The sequence below is a fragment of the Halorhodospira abdelmalekii genome, from assembly GCF_016583625.1.
Lineage (GTDB): Bacteria > Pseudomonadota > Gammaproteobacteria > Nitrococcales > Halorhodospiraceae > Halorhodospira > Halorhodospira abdelmalekii.
Genome location: NZ_NRRN01000004.1, coordinates 1 through 16989 on the forward strand (window position 1 = coordinate 1; position 16989 = coordinate 16989).

Below are 16989 nucleotides of genomic sequence, written 5' to 3' on the forward strand. Positions count from 1 at the left end.
GAAGGGGTGGCGGTTTGAGGCAGCGTGAGAAGGATACACGGCCCTACGCAGAGAGGATTATGACCGTGACAACCAGATTCGAGCGTTTCACACTCAAGGCGCGCGAAGAGCCGCGCACGCGGTTCACGTCCCTGATGGGGCTTCTATGGGAGCCGGAGGGGCTGCGCGAAAGTTTCCGGCGCCAGGCTGGAGGCAAGGCGCCGGGAGTGGATGGGGTTAGGAAAGAGGACTACGCCGAGGGCGTGGAGACACGCCTGGAAGACCTATCGGCGCGGGTACGCCGATTGGGCTATGTGCCTCAGCCGGTGCGGCGCACCTACATTCCGAAGGGGGATGGCCGCATGCGGCCGCTGGGTGTGCCGGCTTTTGAAGATCGGTTGGTGCAGGATCGGCTCAGCCTTATTCTGCAGGCTATTTGGGAGCCGGAGTTTAGGGACTGCTCCTATGGTTTTCGCCCGGGTCGCAGTGCGCACGACGCGCTGCGCCGAGTGGCGGAGGTCATCACTAATGAACGGACGCAATGGGTGGTAGAAGCCGACATCAAGGGCTTCTACGATCACGTCTCCCATGCCCACCTGTTACGTTTCCTGGAGCATCGCATTGGGGATCCGAACCTGTTGAGGATCGTCCAGCGGTTCCTGAAGGCGGGCATCATGGAAGATGGGGTGTTCACGGCGAGCGAGGAAGGGACGCCACAAGGCGGGCTGGTCTCACCTGTGCTCAGCAATATCTACCTGCACTACGTGCTCGATCTGTGGTTCGAGAAGCGTTTTGTGCAGGGTTGTGCTGGCAAGGCTTTTCTGATCCGCTACGCTGATGATTATGTGGCCTGTTTTGAGTACGAGTCCGATGCCCGAGCCTTTCTGGAGGCGATGCGTGAGCGGCTGGCCGAGTTTGACCTGGAGACGGAGCCGAGCAAGACCGCGTTGTTGGCGTTTGGCAGCACCCAGCTGGGGTGCGACCGGACACCACGCAAGGGGTCGCGCACGTTCAGTTTCCTGGGTTTTACTCACTACGTAGGCCGTAGCCGGCGGGGGCGCTTTGTCGTAGGGCGTAAGAGTGACGGCAAGCGTATGGCCAAGAAGCTCAAGGCCCTTAACGTCCGCCTACAGGCACTGCGCACGCAGGGTGGAAGCGCGATGGTGGCGTTTCTTGCCCGGCACTTGCGTGGTCACATTCAGTACTACGGGGTCAGTGGTAACAGCCGCGAGGTATCCACCTACGTGCACTTTGCGCAACGGATGCTCTTCAAGTGGCTGAACCGGCGGAGCCAGAAACGCTCGCTGAACTGGAAGACGTTCGCCGAGTACATCGGCCCGCAGCTACCCACTGCACGTATTGTCCATGATCTCTACCCCGTTCCTTGGTGGAGGACTCAAACTGGGAGCCGGATGGTGTAACGCTCCAAGTCCGGTTCTGCGAGGAGCCGGGAGCCGAGCCGACGCATGGCGGAGATATTGTGGCACCGCCGGGAAACCAGGCGGCAAACAGAGAAAACCAACTTCTGCCTAAACGCCGGTGAGGCCCCGGCTTACTCTCCGATTTATTTTCTATTGGTCCACCTGCCTGCTACTTAGCGGAGGGCAGCGGGAAGCCTCGAAAAAAACCCGCCGTCAGCCTGCTAACCCATTGATTGTGCACGCTGAAACTGGGGTTTTTAGAGGCTCCCAGCGGTCGCCGCCTGGAAGCGCCGGCGTCCTCGCCGGCAAGCATGAGAAGAATGCCGGCGAGGACGCCGGCGCTTCCAGGAAAAGCGCTCGACCATCGCAACGCTTCAGCATGTGTAACAGAGGAGCAGAGGACAGATGTTGCCTTGCCGTTTGTGCCTGGTCGTTTGTGCCTTCGAAAGCGCAACGCCTGTCGGCAGAAAGCGGACGGGCATGCGGGAGCTTGCGGGAGGAGGGGAGCGGGTCGGGCCGTTGGCCGGTTTTGGGCACGCTACCGCCACAACGGTGTCGCCTGGAGGGGCCCGCTGAGCGGCTTGTTCAGATTGTGAGCTGTAGGTTAGCACAGTCGGAGAGGGATCGAAACGGAAACGGCTCTCCAAGCAGTTGCCAATCCGTGCTGGGCGTAGGCCCTGCGCACCATCCGAGACGCTCGAGCCGAAGAGGCGCACATCCGCTGTGGCCCCTGCCACTCGCGTGATGACCCGGCGAACGGCAGCGATCTGCTCTCTGTCCTTGCAGCAGCTGCACGGCCGCATCCTAACAGCTTCCCGCTGAACGGTTTCTGAACGGTTTCCTGCTTTATTCCCGTGTCGGTAAACTGTCCTTGTAGTCGTCATTCATGACATAGTCCTCCCGATAGGAGCCCCACCAGAGGGTGGCATCCTCTTCGGTGTAATATAGCGACACTTCGTCATTCTCGGCGTTCTCGCCAAACCGGAATTCGAGTTTCATGCCTCCACCTTCAACGGCGGTTACTCCACTCAACGGAGCCTCAAAAGTAGACCCAAAATAGTTGTAGTCGCGTGGCTGGACATCGCGGACGGAGATATAACCGCCAAGTTCGGTGGAGCCGACGCGTGCGTCTACTTCACCTTCATGGCCGGGTGGGGGGCGCAAATCTGCCCCCGATTTCCAATCAGCGCGGTGAGTGGGTCTTGAGCCAATCCTTTGTTGCGCGAGAAACCCTGTCCTTCAGGGCGGGGAGGGATTGCGCTCGATTAAGACCCGAGCGGTCTCTACCTCAGCCCGCAGCGCTTCGATTTCTTCCATCAGGCGTTGGTGCTCTGCGCGCTTGCGCTGCAGGAGCCGATAGGCCAGCTGCGCCTTCTCGCTGACTCCGGCTGGGGTGAGCTTGTAGAGGTAGCTGCGCTTGTTCTGAGAGCTGGAGAAGTTCTGCGCCTTCACCCAGCCCCGGTCGATGACAGCGCGCACGGCGTAGTTGGTCTTGCCAACGGAGAAGCCAAGCGCGCTGGCGATCTGGCGCTGGGAGATGTGAGGGTTTTCGGCGATCAGGCGCAGGATCTGCAGGTGGCGTTCTTCGCTATCCATGGTGAGAGAGTGCTCTGGTGCGGGAGGAGGGGGGGGGGGCGGAGCGGCCGGTTTAGGCACGCTACCGCCACGACGGTGTCGCCTGATGAGGCCCGCCGGGCGGTCTGTTCAGCTTGTGAGCTCCAGGCTAACACGGTCGGAGAGGGAGCGTGAAGCATACGCTCTAGCAGGCCCGCGGCGCGCTGCTCTGCAGCCGGGTCGGTGCGGGTCCTTGGGCAGCCTTATCGGGCAGCCCTGAGGCTGCCTGAATAGGGATATATTATCTTGACTATAAAGAGATTTGGGACCTGATAAGGCGGTAGTGTAAACTTTCAGCCGATTTGTGCCAGACCGCCGCTGCCGCAGCCACTGCCGCAAGGCGGGAGCCGGTTGTCGGCATTCCCGACGGAAGAGGGGGCGTTAAGCCTCGCGAGATAGGCCCTTTACCGGGCAGAGCCTAGCGGCCCAGTGGGTGGAAGGCCCGCGATACAGATCAACCCACAGCAACTAAGGAGGACGCGAGCAGGGCCGCGTGATCGTGTTGCGCACGATGCGCCATCCCTCCCTGCCTTGAAGGGCGGGGTTTCTCGCGCAAGATTATGAGTGATCAGCCATCCGCCGGACGTCGGTTCCGGGAGGCCGTTGCGGCGGAGTGTCCGCTCCAGGTCGTCGGTACCATCAATGCATACTCAGCGCTGCTCGCCGAGCGCGCCGGTTTTCAAGCGCTCTACGTCTCCGGGGCCGGGGTGGCCAACGCCTCGTTCGGCCTGCCCGATCTGGGCATCACGCAGCTCGGCGATGTGGCCGAGGATGTCCGCCGGATCACCGACGTTACCGCGCTGCCTGTGCTGGTCGATATCGACACCGGCTTCGGTGGTGCGTTCAATATCGCGCGCACCATTCGCGAGCTCACCCGCGCCGGTGCCGGGGCGGTCCATATCGAGGATCAGGTGCAGGCGAAGCGCTGCGGGCATCGCCCCGGGAAAGAGCTGGTCTCGACGGCAGAGATGGTCGATCGGCTAAAGGCCGCGCTCGATGCCCGCACCGATGAGCAGTTGGTCATCATGGCGCGGACCGATGCACGGGCCTCGGAGGGTCTGGAGGCGGCGATTGAGCGCGCCGAGGCCTACGTCGAGGCGGGCGCCGATATGGTCTTTGCTGAGGCGATGCACACCCTGGAGGATCTGCAGGCCTTTTCGCAGCGGCTGCCGGTGCCGATCTTGGCCAATATCACCGAGTTCGGTCAGACGCCTTACTTCACCGTCGCTGAGTTGCAATCGGCCGGGGTCGGTCTGGTGCTCTATCCGCTGTCGGCCTTCCGCGCCATGAGTCGGGCGGCTGAGACGGTCTACGCTGCGATTCGCCAGGACGGTACGCAGCAGGGCGTGCTCGAGCAGATGCAGCGGCGCGATGAGCTCTACGAGGTGCTCGGCTATCACGACTACGAGCGGAAGCTCGATGAGCTCTTCGGCAATCGCTAGTCGCGATCGCTAGTCGCGCGACCGCCGCCGAGGCTATGCCGGCCGACTGGGCGGCTGGCGGCTGGCCGGTTAGCGGCTGGCCGATGGCGGGTGATACGCCTTTGCCACACTTTCCAAGAGGTTGGTTACGCGGTGCAATAGAGCCGCAAACGGAGGATCGAGACGATGACCGAAAAGAAGATTGGTGGCGCAGGTCTGCGCGGGCAGTCGGCCGGTGAGACGGCGCTCTGCACGGTAGGCCAAGAGGGCACCGGCCTGACCTATCGGGGCTACGATGTGCGCGATTTGGCCGAGAAGTGTCAGTTTGAGGAGGTCGCCTACCTGCTCCTCTATGGCGAGCTGCCCAATCAAGCCCAGCTCGATGCCTATAAGCAGCGGTTGATGGGGTTGCGTGAGCTGCCGGCACCGCTCAAGGCCGTGCTGGAGCAGATCCCGCGCGATGCCCACCCGATGGATGTCATGCGCACCGGCTGCTCGATGCTGGGGACGCTCGAGACCGAACAAGACTTCTCGCAGCAGATGGATGTCGCCGATCGGCTGCTGGCGGTCTTCCCCTCGATCATCACCTACTGGTACCGCTACAGCCACGAAGGCGTGCGGATCGACACGGCGAGCGACAGCGATTCGATCGGCTCGCACTTTTTGCACCTGCTGCGTGGTGAGAAGCCGAACGCGCTGCACGAGAACGTCATGCACGTCTCGCTGATCCTCTACGCCGAGCACGAGTTTAACGCCTCGACCTTCAACGCTCGGGTCTGTGCCTCGACCCTCTCCGATATGCACTCGGCAATCACCGGTGCCATCGGCACGCTGCGCGGTCCGCTGCACGGGGGCGCGAACGAGGCGGCGATGGAGATGATCGAGCAGTGGTCGAGCCCGGAGGAGGCGAAGCGCGAGCTCAAGGCGATGCTCGATCGCAAAGAGAAGGTGATGGGCTTTGGCCACGCCGTCTACCGCGAGGTCGATCCGCGCAACGCCGTGATCAAGGAGTGGTCGCGGAAGTTGGCGCAGGAGGTCGGTGACACCACGCTCTTCCCGGTCTCAGAGGCGGTAGAGCAGCTGATGTGGGATGAGAAGCGGCTCTTTGCCAACGCCGACTTCTTCCACGCCTCGGCCTACCGCTTTATGGGCATTCCGACCAAGCTCTTTACCCCGATCTTCGTCATGTCACGCCACAGCGGTTGGGCGGCTCACGTCATGGAGCAGCGGGCGAAGAACCGGATCATCCGTCCGAGCGCCGACTACACCGGCCATGGGCTGCGTGAAGTGCCGCCGATAGAGACGCGCTGAAACGCGCTGGCGGACGCCCCAGGTGGTCGCTAGCGGTCGCGCAGTGGCGGGCGGCGGCCCAGCGTTGCGCTATGCAGCGCTGCACACAGCGTTGCACGCAGACCTCAACGGTCCAGTTAACAAGCAAGAGAGAGTGGAGCACTTATAACCATGGGAACTGATATTCGTGATGCCAAGCGCCCGGATCCGGATGCCGAGCTGGTCGCTATTGCAGACTACGTGACCGGGCGCAGCATCGATTCGAGCGAGGCGTATGAGACGGCCCGCTACTGCCTGATGGACAGTTTGGCGTGCGCCATGATGGCGCTCGAGTACCCGGCCTGCACCAAGCTGCTCGGTCCGGTCGTCCCCGGCGCGCAGATGGCCGATGGTGTGGTCGTCCCGGGCACGTCGTATCGGCTCGATCCGGTGATGGGCGCATTCAACATCGGTGCCCTGATCCGCTGGCTCGATTTTAACGACACCTGGCTGGCGGCGGAGTGGGGCCACCCCTCCGATAACCTCGGTGCGATTCTGGCTGCGGCCGATTACGAGAGCCGGCGTCGTCTGGCGCTCGGTAAGGCACCGCTGACCATGAAAGAGGTGCTGACGGCGGCGATCAAGGCGCACGAGATCCAGGGTGTGTTGGCCTTGGAGAATAGCTTCAACCGCGTCGGCCTCGACCACGTGCTGCTGGTGCGCCTCGCCTCGACGGCGGTGGCAACCCACCTGCTCGGTGGCTCGCGTGAGGATGTGATCAATGCCGTCTCGAACGCCTGGATCGACGGCGGTGCGCTGCGCACCTATCGCCATGCGCCGAACACCGGATCTCGCAAGAGCTGGGCGGCGGGCGATGCCTCGGCGCGCGGCGTGCGTTTGGCGTTGATGAGCCTGACCGGCGAGATGGGCTACCCATCGGCCCTCAGTGCCAAGGGCTGGGGCTTCCAGGACGTCCTCTTTAAGGGCGAGGCGATTAAGCGCTCGCAAGAGTACGCCAGCTACGTCATGGAGCACGTGCTCTTCAAGATCTCCTTCCCGGCCGAGTTCCACGCACAGACGGCGGTCGAGGCGGCGATGAGCCTGCACGAGCAGGTCGCACCGAAGCTCGATCAGATCGATAAGATCGTGATCGAGACGCAGGAGGCCGGGGTGCGCATCATCGATAAGACCGGGCCGCTCGATAACCCGGCCGATCGTGATCACTGCATCCAGTACATGGTCGCCATCCCCTTGCTCTTTGGGCGTCTGACGGCCGCCGACTACGAGGACGCCATCGCCGCCGACCCGCGCATCGATGCGCTGCGCGACAAGATGCAGGTGACCGAAAACGAAAGCTTCACGAAGGACTATTTCGATCCGCAGAAGCGTTCGATCGGTAACGCAGTGCAGGTCTTCTTCCAAGACGGCACCCAGACCGATCGGATTGCCGTCGAGTATCCGATCGGCCACCGGCGCCGGCGCGACGAAGGGATTCCGGTGCTCAAGCAGAAGTTCCACGCAGCACTTGCCGATCGTTTTGCACCGCGGCAGGCTGGTGCCATTGCTGCAGCTGTGGCCGATCAGCAGACGCTGGAGGCGCTGCCGGTCCATGAGTTTATGGATCTGTGGCGGATGTGATCTGTGATCTGACCTGATTGATCGGATGTGATTTGATCAGGGGCCTCTCCTGTGCCCGTAGCGATCCTGCTCTCCAGGGCGCCCCGGGTGCGGAGAGGCCTTTTTCAGTGCCGAGTGGTACTCGGCACATATTGAACTCCTTCCTCTGACCGATCACCGACTCACTGTGCTCGATTGACCCGAGGCCGTTCTCCGGCGTACTGTCACTGCAGTTCGTGTCAGCGGCGCAACGTCAGCCGGCACGGCACGAAGAAGAGACACAACGGCTGAACGCGACAACAATAAAGCGACAGAGGAGAGCGAGCGATGCAGATCCAGAAGAATCTTGGCGGGGCCGATCGTATGGGTCGTGCCGGCGTGGGTATCGTTCTGATTTGTTTGGTCTTTATCGGGCCGCAAACGGCGTGGGGGTGGCTTGGCCTGATCCCGTTAGCGACGGCGTTTTCCGGCATCTGCCCGGCCTACTTCCCACTCGGACTCAACACCTGTAAGCGCTGATCCGATCTTGGGGAGGGGTGGAAGGGGTAAGTGCGCGCGGGGCAGGGAGATCGGTTTCAGCACCTTGAAACAGTCACAAAGCGGAGCGATGAGCAGCGGTATGGATCAACTCGCGGCAACCTTGGAGCGCATCGACGGCCGTGGCTACAAGGCCTATCGCGACATCGAGGGCCGACACCCCTTCCCCGGCTTTACCCTCGCGATCGATAAGGCGCAGGCCGACCCCTTTGCGGCACCTTCGCGGGCGCGTGTGGTGGTGCCGTGGGAGGTCGCCGATCTGCCGGACTCGGCCGTGAACAATCCGGTACGCCGGCGGGCGACGCGCGACTACCTCGCCCGCGCCTTTCAGCAGGCGGCGGCCTCGGTGCGGGCGCTGCAGATTGATGCCGGGGCACAGACGGTCCTCGATCGCAGCGCTGTGCTCCTGACCGATGCTGGGGTCGAGGTTCGCTTTACCGTGGCGCTGCCGGCGCGCGGGCGCACCATCCTCGGTCGGCAGGCGGCCGAGATCTTATGCCGGCACCTGCCACAGGTCGTTCGGGCGGCGGTGCACGCCGAGTCTCTCGATCTTGCCGAGCTGGAGCGCCACTGCGCAGTGGTCGAGGATCAGGTCGCACTGCGCAAGGCGTTGGAGGACCACGGCCTAGTCGCCTTTGTCGGCGATGGGGCGATCTTACCGCGGCGCTCTGGGGTCGACGAACGTCCCCTTGAGGCGGCGCTGCCGCTGCACGCGCCGGAGTCGCTGCGGGTGACGCTAACGGCACCGAATGCCGGCGCGGTCACCGGGATGGGGATTCGGCAAGGCATTACACTCGTCGTCGGTGGCGGATTCCACGGCAAGTCGACACTCCTCAACGCACTGCAGTTCGGGGTCTACGACCACATCCCGGGGGATGGTCGAGAGCAGGTGGTGACGACGACATCAGCGGTCAAGATTCGCGCCGAGGATGGCCGCGCCGTCCACCAGGTCGATCTGTCGCCGTATATCCGGGAGCTGCCGTTCGGCAAGCGGACCGACGCCTTTACGACCGAGCTCGCCTCGGGCTCGACGAGTCAAGCCGCCGCCCTGCAGGAGTCGCTGGAGGCCGGGGCGCAGGTGCTGTTGGTCGACGAGGACACCTCAGCGACCAACTTCATGATTCGCGATCGGCGGATGCAGGCGCTGGTGGCCCATAGCGCCGAGCCCATCACGCCCTTCGTCGATCGGATCCGTGAGCTGCGCGATCGGCTCGGCATCTCGACGTTGCTCGTCATGGGCGGTTCGGGGGACTACCTTGATGCTGCCGATACGGTCATCCAGATGCACGACTACGCCGCCTACGATGTAACCACGCGCGCCCACGAAGTCGCTGCTCAGTACCACACCGGGCGACAAGCGGAGCACCAGGAGCCGTTGACGTTGCCGGCTGGCCGGCGCCTCAAAGCCGCCAGCCTCTGCCCAGAGAATCGATCCGGGAAGCGCAAGCTGCAAGCGCGCGGCCGTGAGACCCTGCTCTTTGGCCAAGAGACGATCGATCTGCGCGCTGTGGAACAGCTTGTCGATGTTTCGCAGACGCGCGCTATCGGTCTGCTGCTGGCCCACCTGAGTGGGTCCTCGGATGCCCCGCTGACCGATCCACCGGAGCGTCTAGCGGCGCTCCTTGAGCAGCCGTGGTCACAGCTGCTAGCACGTCCCGACGGCGACTTGGCGCGCCCGCGCCACTTTGAGGCGATGGCGGCGCTCAATCGTCTACGCAGTGCTCGTCTGGTTCGTTAATGGATTCCCCCGTGGTTGCCCGTGGTTGCCCGTGGCTGATTGCCGAGCCTGCCACGGCCACCCTTACCTGAATTAGAAAAAACGGTCTATAAAATCATGCGCATACTCATTGTGGGGGCTCACGGCCAGATCGGCCAAAGGCTCGTCGAACGTCTGGCAGCGAGCCGTCACGAAGTGCGAGCGATGGTGCGCGATCCGGAGCAACAACCCGCCTTGGCGGCGCTGGGAGCGAGCGAGACGGTGCTGGCCGATCTCGAACGCGATTGTCGCGAGGCCGTGCGTGGGGTGCATGGGGTGATCTTCACCGCCGGCTCTGGGCCGCATACCGGGCCGGAGAAGACCGACAGCGTCGATCGTCTTGGCGCTCGGCGGTTGGTCGAGCTGGCGGAGGCCACGCCCGGTGTTGAGCGTTTCATTATGGTCTCGGCGATGCGCACCGAGGCCCCGGAGCAGGCCCCAGAGAAGCTGCGCCACTACTTGGATGCCAAGCGCGAAGTCGATGAGCACCTGCGTGCCAGTACCTTGCGCTGGACGATCCTACGTCCGGGACGGCTGCTCAACGATCCGGGCAGTGGACGCATCGAGCTCGGCGAGGGACTCGAGTACGGCACCATCCCCCGTGCCGATGTCGCCTTGCTTCTGGCCGCGTTGATTGAGGCGCCGGGCAGCGAGCGGCGCACCTTGGATGCGGTGAGCGGCACCACGCCGATCAGGCAGGCGGTACAGCAGCTCAGCTAGCGCTCTTCTTTGCTCTCTGCTTTGCTCACTCTTTGCTCTCTGTGAGTTTGGCCTCGGCCCAGTCGAGCACCTCACGAACCCGTGGGGAGGCGAGCTGATACGCCTCGGCGAAGGGTGTCCAGCGGTGCTCGTGGTGCTCCGGGCGGCCCAGTTCGGGGTTGATGCCGAAGACGACGCGGCGCGTCGTGGTGTGTGCTAGGTAGTAGCGGGCGACCTTGCCGTGGGCGTAGGGACCGGTCTCGAAGAAGTCATAGCCCCAGCGAAAGTCGAGTTCGGTGATGCCGGTCTCCTCCTCGACCTCGCGGTGAGCGGCCGTCAACGGCTCCTCGCCCGGTTCCACCTTGCCCTTGGGAAAGTCCCAGTATTGAAAGGCGCGAAGCATCAAGTACAGATGCGCGCCCCCCTCGGTGAAGCGGATTGGAACCACACCAGCCGAGAGGGTGCGCCGCTTGCTGCGCTTACGCCGTGGACGTGGCGGCCGCGCGGCCATGGTAGCCAGGCGAGAGCTCATGGACCGCCTCGACGAAGGCCGCGACGTGCTCCGGCGGGGTTTCGGGTTGAATCCCGTGCCCGAGGTTGAAGATGTGGCCGGGGCCGTGGCCGAACTCTTCTAGGCAACGAGCCACCTCGCGTCGGATGACGTCGGGTTTGGCGTGCAGCATGCAGGGATCGAGGTTGCCTTGCAGTGCCACCCGGTCGCCGATGCGTCGGCGCGCGTCGGCCAGAGAGGTGGTCCAATCGAGACCGACTGCATCGCAGCCACACTCGGCAATCGCCTCAAGCCACTGCCCGCCGCCCTTGGTGAAGACGGTGACCGGTACGCGGCGGCCCTCGGCCTCGCGCGGCAGCGCCTCAATGATCCGGGCCATGTAGGCGAGGGAGAAGTCGCGATAGCGCTCGGGGTCGAGTGTGCCGCCCCAAGTATCGAAGATCATCAGTGCTTGGGCACCCGCCTCGACCTGGCCGGTCAGATAGTCGGCGACGGTGTCGGCGAGCTTCGCCAGCAGGCGATGGGCGGCCTCAGGTTGATCGTAGACCAGGGTCTTGCTGGCCGCGAAGGTCTTGCTCGAACCGCCCTCAATCATGTAGGTGGCAAGCGTCCACGGGCTGCCGGTGAAGCCGATCAACGGCACTTGCCCGGCGAGCTCCTGGCGGCAGGCGCGGACGGCATCCATGACGTACTTGAGTTCGTTGTTGGCGCCCGGTTGCGGCAGTGCGTCGATATCGGCAGCGCTCTGGATGCGCTTGGCGAAGACCGGCCCTTCACCGGTGGCAAAGGAGAGACCCAGCCCCATGGCGTCTGGAACGGTTAAGATGTCGGAGAAGAGGATCGCCGCATCCAGGTCGTAGCGCTCAAGCGGCTGTAAGGTTACGCGCGCGGCCAGCTCAGGGCTGCGGCACAGGTCCATGAAACTGCCGGCTTGGGCGCGTACCTCGCGGTATTCGGCCAAGTAGCGGCCCGCCTGGCGCATCATCCACAGTGGCGTGCGGTCCACCTCCTGGCGCAGGAAGGCCCTGAGAATACGGTCGTTTTTGAGCTCGCGGCTACTCAATGCGTTGACTCCTATGCCGAGTAAGGTAGTCGGGAATGCGTGTTTGCTGCGTGTTTGCTGCGTAGCTAGAGTGATCGCTGATCGCCGGCGTGTCGTGCTGCGCACGGCGTAAGAGTGATCAAGATGACTGTGGCAACTGATCATCTACCGGTAAAATCGGCAGGCTAGTATAGACAGGGTGGTGCGGGTGGCGCAATTTTCTAGAGCCGCTCGCGCCATACAATCATTGTTCATCGATAGGGAGCGGGTATGCCGCACGAGTTACAGGGGTATTGTCTGGAGGATCTGGAGTGCGGTATGGCGGCGGCCTATACGCGTACGGTGACGGAGGCCGATCTGGTCCTCTTCGCCGGCCTCTCCGGGGATAACAACCCGGTGCATATCAACGAGGAGTTCGCCTCGACGACCTTTGCCAAGGGGCGCATCGCCCACGGCATCTTCCTCGGCGGCTTGATTTCGTGTGTGCTTGGAACGCGGCTGCCGGGGCCAGGGGCGATCTATCTCGGGCAAGACTTGCGCTTCCGGGCGCCGGTGCGTATCGGTGACACCGTGCGCGCCGAGGTCACGGTCAAAGAGATCCTGGAGGAGAAGCGCCAGGTTGTTCTCGATACCAGCTGCTATGTTCGCAAGCATGCCGTGGTCACCGGTGAGGCGCGTGTGCTCGTCGGGTCACACGAGGATTGATTGCTCATTGATCGGCGCCATCCAGTGCCGCTGTGCTCCAGCGGCACAGCGAGTCGCTGTGTCAACGCAGCGGCGCAGCGGGATGGCCGGTTAGGCCTCTCCACGGCGCAGCGCCGCGATCACCGGTGCCGTCGGCGGGCGTACACCGCGCCAGACGAAAAAGGCCTCGGCCGCTTGTTCGACGAGCATGCCGAGGCCGTCGCTGGTCGTAGTCGCGCCGTGTGTCCGTGCCCAGCGGATAAAGGGCGTCTCTGTATCGGCGTAGACCAAATCGTAGGCGGTACCACCGGGGGCCAATACGTCGTCGGGGAGTTCGAGGTTTTCGCCCTGCAGGCCGGCGGCGGTGGTATTGACGATCAACTCGAAGCCGCGCTCGGGGATGGCGCTCAGGGGGCAGGGGTGGAGCGTCCCAAAACGCTCGGCAAGCGCCTCGGCACGGGCTGCGGTGCGGTTGGCTAAAAAGAGTGCGGCTGGGTCGGCAGCAAGCAGCGCCGGTAAGACGCCGCGCGCTGCGCCACCGGCTCCGAGGACCAGCACGCGGCGGCCGGCGATCGTGATGCCGAGGTTATCCTGCAAATCGCGCAACAGCCCGACACCGTCGGTGTTATCGCCGAAGCGTTGCCCGTCGCTGTCAAAGCGCAGGGTGTTGACCGCGCCAGCGGCGGCAGCCCGCTCACTGAGCCGATCGGCGAAGGCGTAAGCCTCCTCCTTGAATGGGACGGTGACGTTTAGGCCGTGCCCACCGCCGCAGCAAAAGGCCTCGGCGACGGCGCGGAAGTGTTCGTGGGGCGCCCACAGCCGTCGGTAGGTCATGGCCTCGCCGGTCGCCGCAGCGAAGCGGCGGTGGATCTCCGGGGATTTGCTGTGTTCGATCGGGTTGCCGATGACGGCGTAGCAATCGGTCATGGCCGCGCCTCCTTGATCCGGCATGGCTGCATCGATACGGCCCCTAAGTGGCGGGCCACGGCAGCGTCCAATAGAAGAGGTAGAAAAAGAGTACGGCGAGGATGGCGCCGGCGGGCAGGGTGACGAGCCACGACATAAAGACCGTGCCGACGACGCGCAGGTCGATCGCGGCCAAACCACGGGCCAAACCGACGCCGAGGACTGCACCGACTAAGGTGTGGGTCGTCGAGATCGGCATGCCGATGCTCGATGCGGTGACGACGGTGCCGGCAGTCGCTAGGTTACAGGCGAAGCCGCGACTCGGGGTCAGCTGCGTGATGTTGCGCCCTACCGTGGCGATGACGTGGCGTCCGAGCATAAGCAGCCCGGCCACTATGCCGGCTGCACCCAGCACCAGCAGCCACAACGGAACCGGTGCTTCGGGCTGGAGCTCACCGCTGCTGACGGTGGCCACGACCGCCGCAACGGGGCCGATCGCGTTGGCTACATCGTTGGAGCCGTGAGCAAAGGCCATGGCGCAGGCGGTGATGATCATCAACACGGCAAAGACGCGCTCGACGTTGCGGTACTGATAGCGGCGGTGGCTGCGCGTATCGAGCTTCATACGCTCGATGAACCACTTGCTCGGCAGGGCCAGCGCAAGACCGATGAGGAGCGAGAGCAACACCCCCTCAGACGGTTCGATTTCTAGGCCGACGTAGCGCAGACCGCGCAGCAGTGTGATCAGCGAGATAAAGAAGCCGGTTAAGAAGATGTAGTACGGGATCCAGCGTTTAGCGGCCTCAAGCGGCGAGCGGTGGTCGAGCACCAAGAGCTGCACCGAGCGAAAGAGGGCGAAGCTGACCACGCCGGCAATCAGCGGAGAGGTGATCCAGCTCAGGGCCACGTGGCCGACCGTCGTCCAGTGGATCGCCCCCCAGCCGAGTCCGGCGATCCCAAACCCCACCAGGGCGCCGATGATCGAGTGGGTCGTCGAGACCGGCCAGCCACGCCAGGAGGCGACCAGCAGCCAGACCCCGGCAGCGGCCAGGGCGGCGAGCATGCCGCAGACCAGGAGTTGCTCTGCACCGACCAGTTCGCTGGCATCAATGATGCCGCCGCGGACGGTACTGGCAACGGCGCCGCCGGCGAGTACTGCACCGGCAAACTCGAAGATGGCGGCGACGACGACCGCTTGTCGGATGGTGAGCACGCGCGCACCGACCGACGTTGCCATGGCGTTGGCCACATCGTTGGCGCCGATCCCCCAGGCCATAAAGAGGCCGAGGGCGGCTGCCATCACGATGTAGATGAGCGCGTACTCCATCAGGTTCTAATTCTAATGGGCCAGTAAGATTTGAAAGCGTGCGCCGGTCTGTTGGGCACGGTCGGCGAGGGTGCCGATGGACTCAATGATCTGGTAGAGGAACATGACATCGACGGCGTAGAGGTTGCGTTCAATCTGAAAGAGCTCGGAGCGCAGTTCGACTTGGCGCCGGTCGGTCTCGGCTTCGACATCGTCGAGCTTATTAAGGAGTGTTTCGACGACCTCCAGTTCGGCACCGCGAAACCCGGTCTCGACCAGCTCCTCCAGCTCGCGCACTGCGGCCATGGCCTGCTGGGTCGCGTCAATGGCTTGATCGAGCAGCCCTAGCGTCGGTTCGACGAGCGGCTGAGGCCACTGCATCTGACGTCCGATCATCAGCCCGGCGATGTCTTTGCTCTTATTGGCGATGCGATCTTGTGCTCGCAGCAGCTCTAGGAAGTCGCGGCGATCCCACGGCATGAAGAGATCGGGCGGCAGCTGGGCACGGATCTCTTTCTTCATGCGGTCGGCACGGTGCTCACGGCCAACAATCTGGCGATGGGCATCGCGCATCCGTTGCAACTCGGCGGCCGCCGAGGCGCGGAAGAGCTCCGGTAGGATCTCGACGCACTCAACAACCTCCTCCATGTGGCGCTGTAAGGGCGCCACAGGGGAGGAGCCAAAGATTCGGGCAAAGTAGCTCTTCAGCAAGTCAGTTCTCTTCTTGGAGCCAGGTGGCTGCCGCTTCGGCGTGATAGGTCAGGATGGCATCGGCACCGGCACGACGCAGCGAGACCAACGCCTCGAGGACGCAGGCGCGCTCATCGAGCCAACCGCGTTCGCCGGCCGCTTTGAGCATCGCATACTCGCCGCTGACCTGGTAAGCGAAGGTCGGTACACCGAACTCCTCTTTGATGCGCCGGATGATATCAAGGTAGGGCAGGCCGGGTTTAACCATGAACATATCGGCCCCCTCTTGGAGATCGAGCGCGACCTCGTGCAGCGCCTCATCGCTGTTCGCCGGGTCCATCTGATAGCTGTCCTTGCCGGGGCCGGCTGGGCCGCTGCCGAGATTGCCGGCCGAGCCGACGGCATCGCGGAAGGGGCCGTAGTAGCTTGAGGCGTACTTGGCACTGTAGGAGAGGATACGGACGTTGCGGAAATCGTGCGCCTCCAGGGCGTTGCGAATGGCGCCGATGCGCCCATCCATCATATCCGACGGGGCGACGACGTCGGCGCCGGCCTCAGCGTGCGAGAGTGCCTGCCGGACCAAAACCTCGACGGTCTCATCGTTGAGCACGTAGCCGGTCTCATCGATCAGGCCGTCTTGACCGTGGCTGGTGAAGGGGTCGAGGGCGACATCGGTGATCACCCCGAGTTCAGGGTGCGCCTCTTTGAGGGCGCGCACGGCGCGCTGGGCGATCCCGGTCGGGTTGTAAGCCTCGCGGGCATCGTCGGTCTTGGCCTCGGCGGGAGTGACCGGGAAGATGGCGACCGCCGGAATGCCGAGGCGAACAAGCTGTTCGGCCTTGTCGATCAGTCGATCGATCGAGAGGCGTTCGATGCCGGGCATGGAGGGGACCGGCTCGCTGCGCTCTTCGCCGTCGAGCACGAAGAGCGGCTGGATCAGATCGTCGGCTGAGACCCGAGTCTCGCGCATCAGGCGACGCGAAAAGACGTCCCGGCGCATGCGCCGCGGGCGCCGGGCCGGATAGCCGCCGATGGGGTGGGGATTGGTGTGCCGTGTCACGACTTCCTCCTCTGCTCGCGCTATCAAAGGTTCGCCCGATTATGCCCCGTTGGGCGTGGATGCCCAAGAGGGGGGAGGGCGGAACTCTTAGCCTACCAGCATTGTCGCAGCCGTGAGTGGGGCGTTACGGTCTCCGGAGCGTCATGTGGATCGGTGTCTCACTACAGCAAACCCATGAAGGAGAAAGAATATGCGTAAGATGTCGATCTGGTTCGGTGCGTTTGTGATCACTTCAGCGCTGCTGCTTGCCGGGTGTCCGGGTGAGAACGACTTCGAGGATATGGAGGATCTTGAAGGTTTCGAGCAGCAGGATCCGGGTGAAGGGTTTGACGACGGCTTCGATAACGATTTCGAGGACGATTTCGACGACGACTTTGGCGATGCCTTTGACGACGACTTCGAAGACGACTTTGACGATGAAGAGCTCGGGGACTTTTAACGCCGGTTAGCAGCTAAGCGCTGGCTCTCTGCGCTGTG

17 protein-coding genes are annotated in these 16989 nt (G+C 63.6%); 9 read left to right on the forward strand and 8 right to left on the reverse strand.

The window, feature by feature from the left end:
• Nucleotides 1–59 precede the first annotated feature (59 nt).
• On the forward strand, nt 60–1400 hold the full coding sequence (gene ltrA / locus CKO15_RS01475) for a group II intron reverse transcriptase/maturase (RefSeq protein WP_207123750.1): 1341 nt from the start codon (nt 60–62) through the stop codon (nt 1398–1400).
• An 846-nt stretch (nt 1401–2246) separates the two neighbouring features.
• Here ltrA and CKO15_RS01480 read toward each other — a convergent pair.
• Nucleotides 2247–2399, reverse strand: a complete 153-nt coding sequence (locus CKO15_RS01480) for a hypothetical protein (RefSeq protein WP_200191802.1) — start codon at nt 2397–2399, stop codon at nt 2247–2249.
• Between the two features lie 240 nt (nt 2400–2639).
• Nucleotides 2640–2996 carry a MarR family EPS-associated transcriptional regulator gene (locus CKO15_RS01485; protein ID WP_200191804.1) on the reverse strand — a complete coding sequence of 119 codons (357 nt, stop codon included), beginning with the start codon at nt 2994–2996 and terminating at the stop codon, nt 2640–2642.
• Nucleotides 2997–3574: 578 nt separating this feature from the next.
• On the opposite strand from CKO15_RS01485, the gene prpB reads away from it, so the two are divergent.
• From prpB to CKO15_RS01515, 6 genes are all read left to right on the forward strand, one after another.
• Nucleotides 3575–4456, forward strand: a complete 882-nt coding sequence (gene prpB / locus CKO15_RS01490) for a methylisocitrate lyase (RefSeq protein WP_200191806.1) — start codon at nt 3575–3577, stop codon at nt 4454–4456.
• Nucleotides 4457–4621: 165 nt separating this feature from the next.
• Nucleotides 4622–5746, forward strand: a complete 1125-nt coding sequence (gene prpC, locus CKO15_RS01495; RefSeq protein ID WP_200191809.1) for a bifunctional 2-methylcitrate synthase/citrate synthase — start codon at nt 4622–4624, stop codon at nt 5744–5746.
• A gap of 150 nt (nt 5747–5896) precedes the next feature.
• Nucleotides 5897–7342 carry a bifunctional 2-methylcitrate dehydratase/aconitate hydratase gene (locus CKO15_RS01500; RefSeq protein ID WP_200191811.1) on the forward strand — a complete coding sequence of 482 codons (1446 nt, stop codon included), beginning with the start codon at nt 5897–5899 and terminating at the stop codon, nt 7340–7342.
• Between the two features lie 306 nt (nt 7343–7648).
• Nucleotides 7649–7840, forward strand: coding sequence for a YgaP family membrane protein (locus CKO15_RS01505; RefSeq protein WP_200191813.1), 192 nt, complete (start codon nt 7649–7651; stop codon nt 7838–7840).
• 88 nt (nt 7841–7928) lie between these two features.
• Nucleotides 7929–9596 carry an ABC-ATPase domain-containing protein gene (locus CKO15_RS01510; RefSeq protein WP_242464481.1) on the forward strand — a complete coding sequence of 556 codons (1668 nt, stop codon included), beginning with the start codon at nt 7929–7931 and terminating at the stop codon, nt 9594–9596.
• Between the two features lie 96 nt (nt 9597–9692).
• Complete coding sequence (locus CKO15_RS01515; RefSeq protein WP_200191815.1) at nt 9693–10334, forward strand: SDR family oxidoreductase; 642 nt, start codon at nt 9693–9695, stop codon at nt 10332–10334.
• Between the two features lie 25 nt (nt 10335–10359).
• Here the strand turns inward: CKO15_RS01515 and CKO15_RS01520 are convergent, their stop codons facing one another.
• On the reverse strand, nt 10360–10845 hold the full coding sequence (locus CKO15_RS01520) for an NUDIX domain-containing protein (protein WP_242464482.1): 486 nt from the start codon (nt 10843–10845) through the stop codon (nt 10360–10362).
• Nucleotides 10793–11887 (reverse strand): uroporphyrinogen decarboxylase, encoded by a 1095-nt coding sequence (gene hemE / locus CKO15_RS01525; RefSeq protein WP_242464483.1) that lies wholly within the window; start codon nt 11885–11887, stop codon nt 10793–10795. The genes CKO15_RS01520 and hemE overlap by 53 nt, the downstream gene beginning before the upstream one ends.
• Nucleotides 11888–12136: 249 nt before the next feature.
• Between hemE and CKO15_RS01530 the strand changes: the two genes are divergently transcribed.
• On the forward strand, nt 12137–12571 hold the full coding sequence (locus CKO15_RS01530) for a MaoC family dehydratase (RefSeq protein ID WP_200191819.1): 435 nt from the start codon (nt 12137–12139) through the stop codon (nt 12569–12571).
• A 90-nt stretch (nt 12572–12661) separates the two neighbouring features.
• Here the strand turns inward: CKO15_RS01530 and aroE are convergent, their stop codons facing one another.
• Genes aroE through hemB form a run of 4 tightly spaced genes read right to left on the reverse strand, consistent with a single transcriptional unit; the run spans nt 12662 to nt 16512 of the window.
• Nucleotides 12662–13477: a shikimate dehydrogenase gene (gene aroE, locus CKO15_RS01535; RefSeq protein ID WP_200191821.1), complete on the reverse strand. Its 816-nt coding sequence runs from the start codon at nt 13475–13477 to the stop codon at nt 12662–12664.
• 43 nt (nt 13478–13520) lie between these two features.
• The gene (locus CKO15_RS01540; protein ID WP_200191823.1) at nt 13521–14783 is read right to left on the reverse strand and encodes an inorganic phosphate transporter; all 1263 of its coding nucleotides are present in this window, start codon (nt 14781–14783) and stop codon (nt 13521–13523) included.
• Between the two features lie 12 nt (nt 14784–14795).
• Entirely contained in the window at nt 14796–15473 is a 678-nt protein-coding gene (locus tag CKO15_RS01545; protein ID WP_242464484.1) for a TIGR00153 family protein, read from the reverse strand.
• 1 nt (nt 15474) lies between these two features.
• A complete protein-coding gene (gene hemB / locus CKO15_RS01550) occupies nt 15475–16512 on the reverse strand; it encodes a porphobilinogen synthase (protein ID WP_338035973.1) in 1038 nt (345 codons plus the stop codon).
• A gap of 190 nt (nt 16513–16702) precedes the next feature.
• Here hemB and CKO15_RS01555 point away from each other — a divergent pair, with 190 nt between their 5' ends.
• Nucleotides 16703–16951, forward strand: coding sequence for a hypothetical protein (locus CKO15_RS01555; RefSeq protein WP_200191825.1), 249 nt, complete (start codon nt 16703–16705; stop codon nt 16949–16951).
• Nucleotides 16952–16989: the final 38 nt, after the last annotated feature.

Coding starts and splice junctions, on each gene's coding strand:
- ltrA (WP_207123750.1), top strand. CDS start 60: ATGACCGTGACAACCAGATTCGAGCGTTTCACACTCAAGGCGCGCGAA.
- prpB (WP_200191806.1), top strand. CDS start 3,575: ATGAGTGATCAGCCATCCGCCGGACGTCGGTTCCGGGAGGCCGTTGCG.
- CKO15_RS01540 (WP_200191823.1), bottom strand. CDS start 14,783: ATGGAGTACGCGCTCATCTACATCGTGATGGCAGCCGCCCTCGGCCTC.
- CKO15_RS01500 (WP_200191811.1), top strand. CDS start 5,897: ATGGGAACTGATATTCGTGATGCCAAGCGCCCGGATCCGGATGCCGAG.
- prpC (WP_200191809.1), top strand. CDS start 4,622: ATGACCGAAAAGAAGATTGGTGGCGCAGGTCTGCGCGGGCAGTCGGCC.
- CKO15_RS01480 (WP_200191802.1), bottom strand. CDS start 2,399: ATGAAACTCGAATTCCGGTTTGGCGAGAACGCCGAGAATGACGAAGTG.
- CKO15_RS01515 (WP_200191815.1), top strand. CDS start 9,693: ATGCGCATACTCATTGTGGGGGCTCACGGCCAGATCGGCCAAAGGCTC.
- CKO15_RS01520 (WP_242464482.1), bottom strand. CDS start 10,845: ATGAGCTCTCGCCTGGCTACCATGGCCGCGCGGCCGCCACGTCCACGG.
- CKO15_RS01530 (WP_200191819.1), top strand. CDS start 12,137: ATGCCGCACGAGTTACAGGGGTATTGTCTGGAGGATCTGGAGTGCGGT.
- aroE (WP_200191821.1), bottom strand. CDS start 13,477: ATGACCGATTGCTACGCCGTCATCGGCAACCCGATCGAACACAGCAAA.
- CKO15_RS01505 (WP_200191813.1), top strand. CDS start 7,649: ATGCAGATCCAGAAGAATCTTGGCGGGGCCGATCGTATGGGTCGTGCC.
- CKO15_RS01555 (WP_200191825.1), top strand. CDS start 16,703: ATGCGTAAGATGTCGATCTGGTTCGGTGCGTTTGTGATCACTTCAGCG.
- CKO15_RS01485 (WP_200191804.1), bottom strand. CDS start 2,996: ATGGATAGCGAAGAACGCCACCTGCAGATCCTGCGCCTGATCGCCGAA.
- CKO15_RS01510 (WP_242464481.1), top strand. CDS start 7,929: ATGAGCAGCGGTATGGATCAACTCGCGGCAACCTTGGAGCGCATCGAC.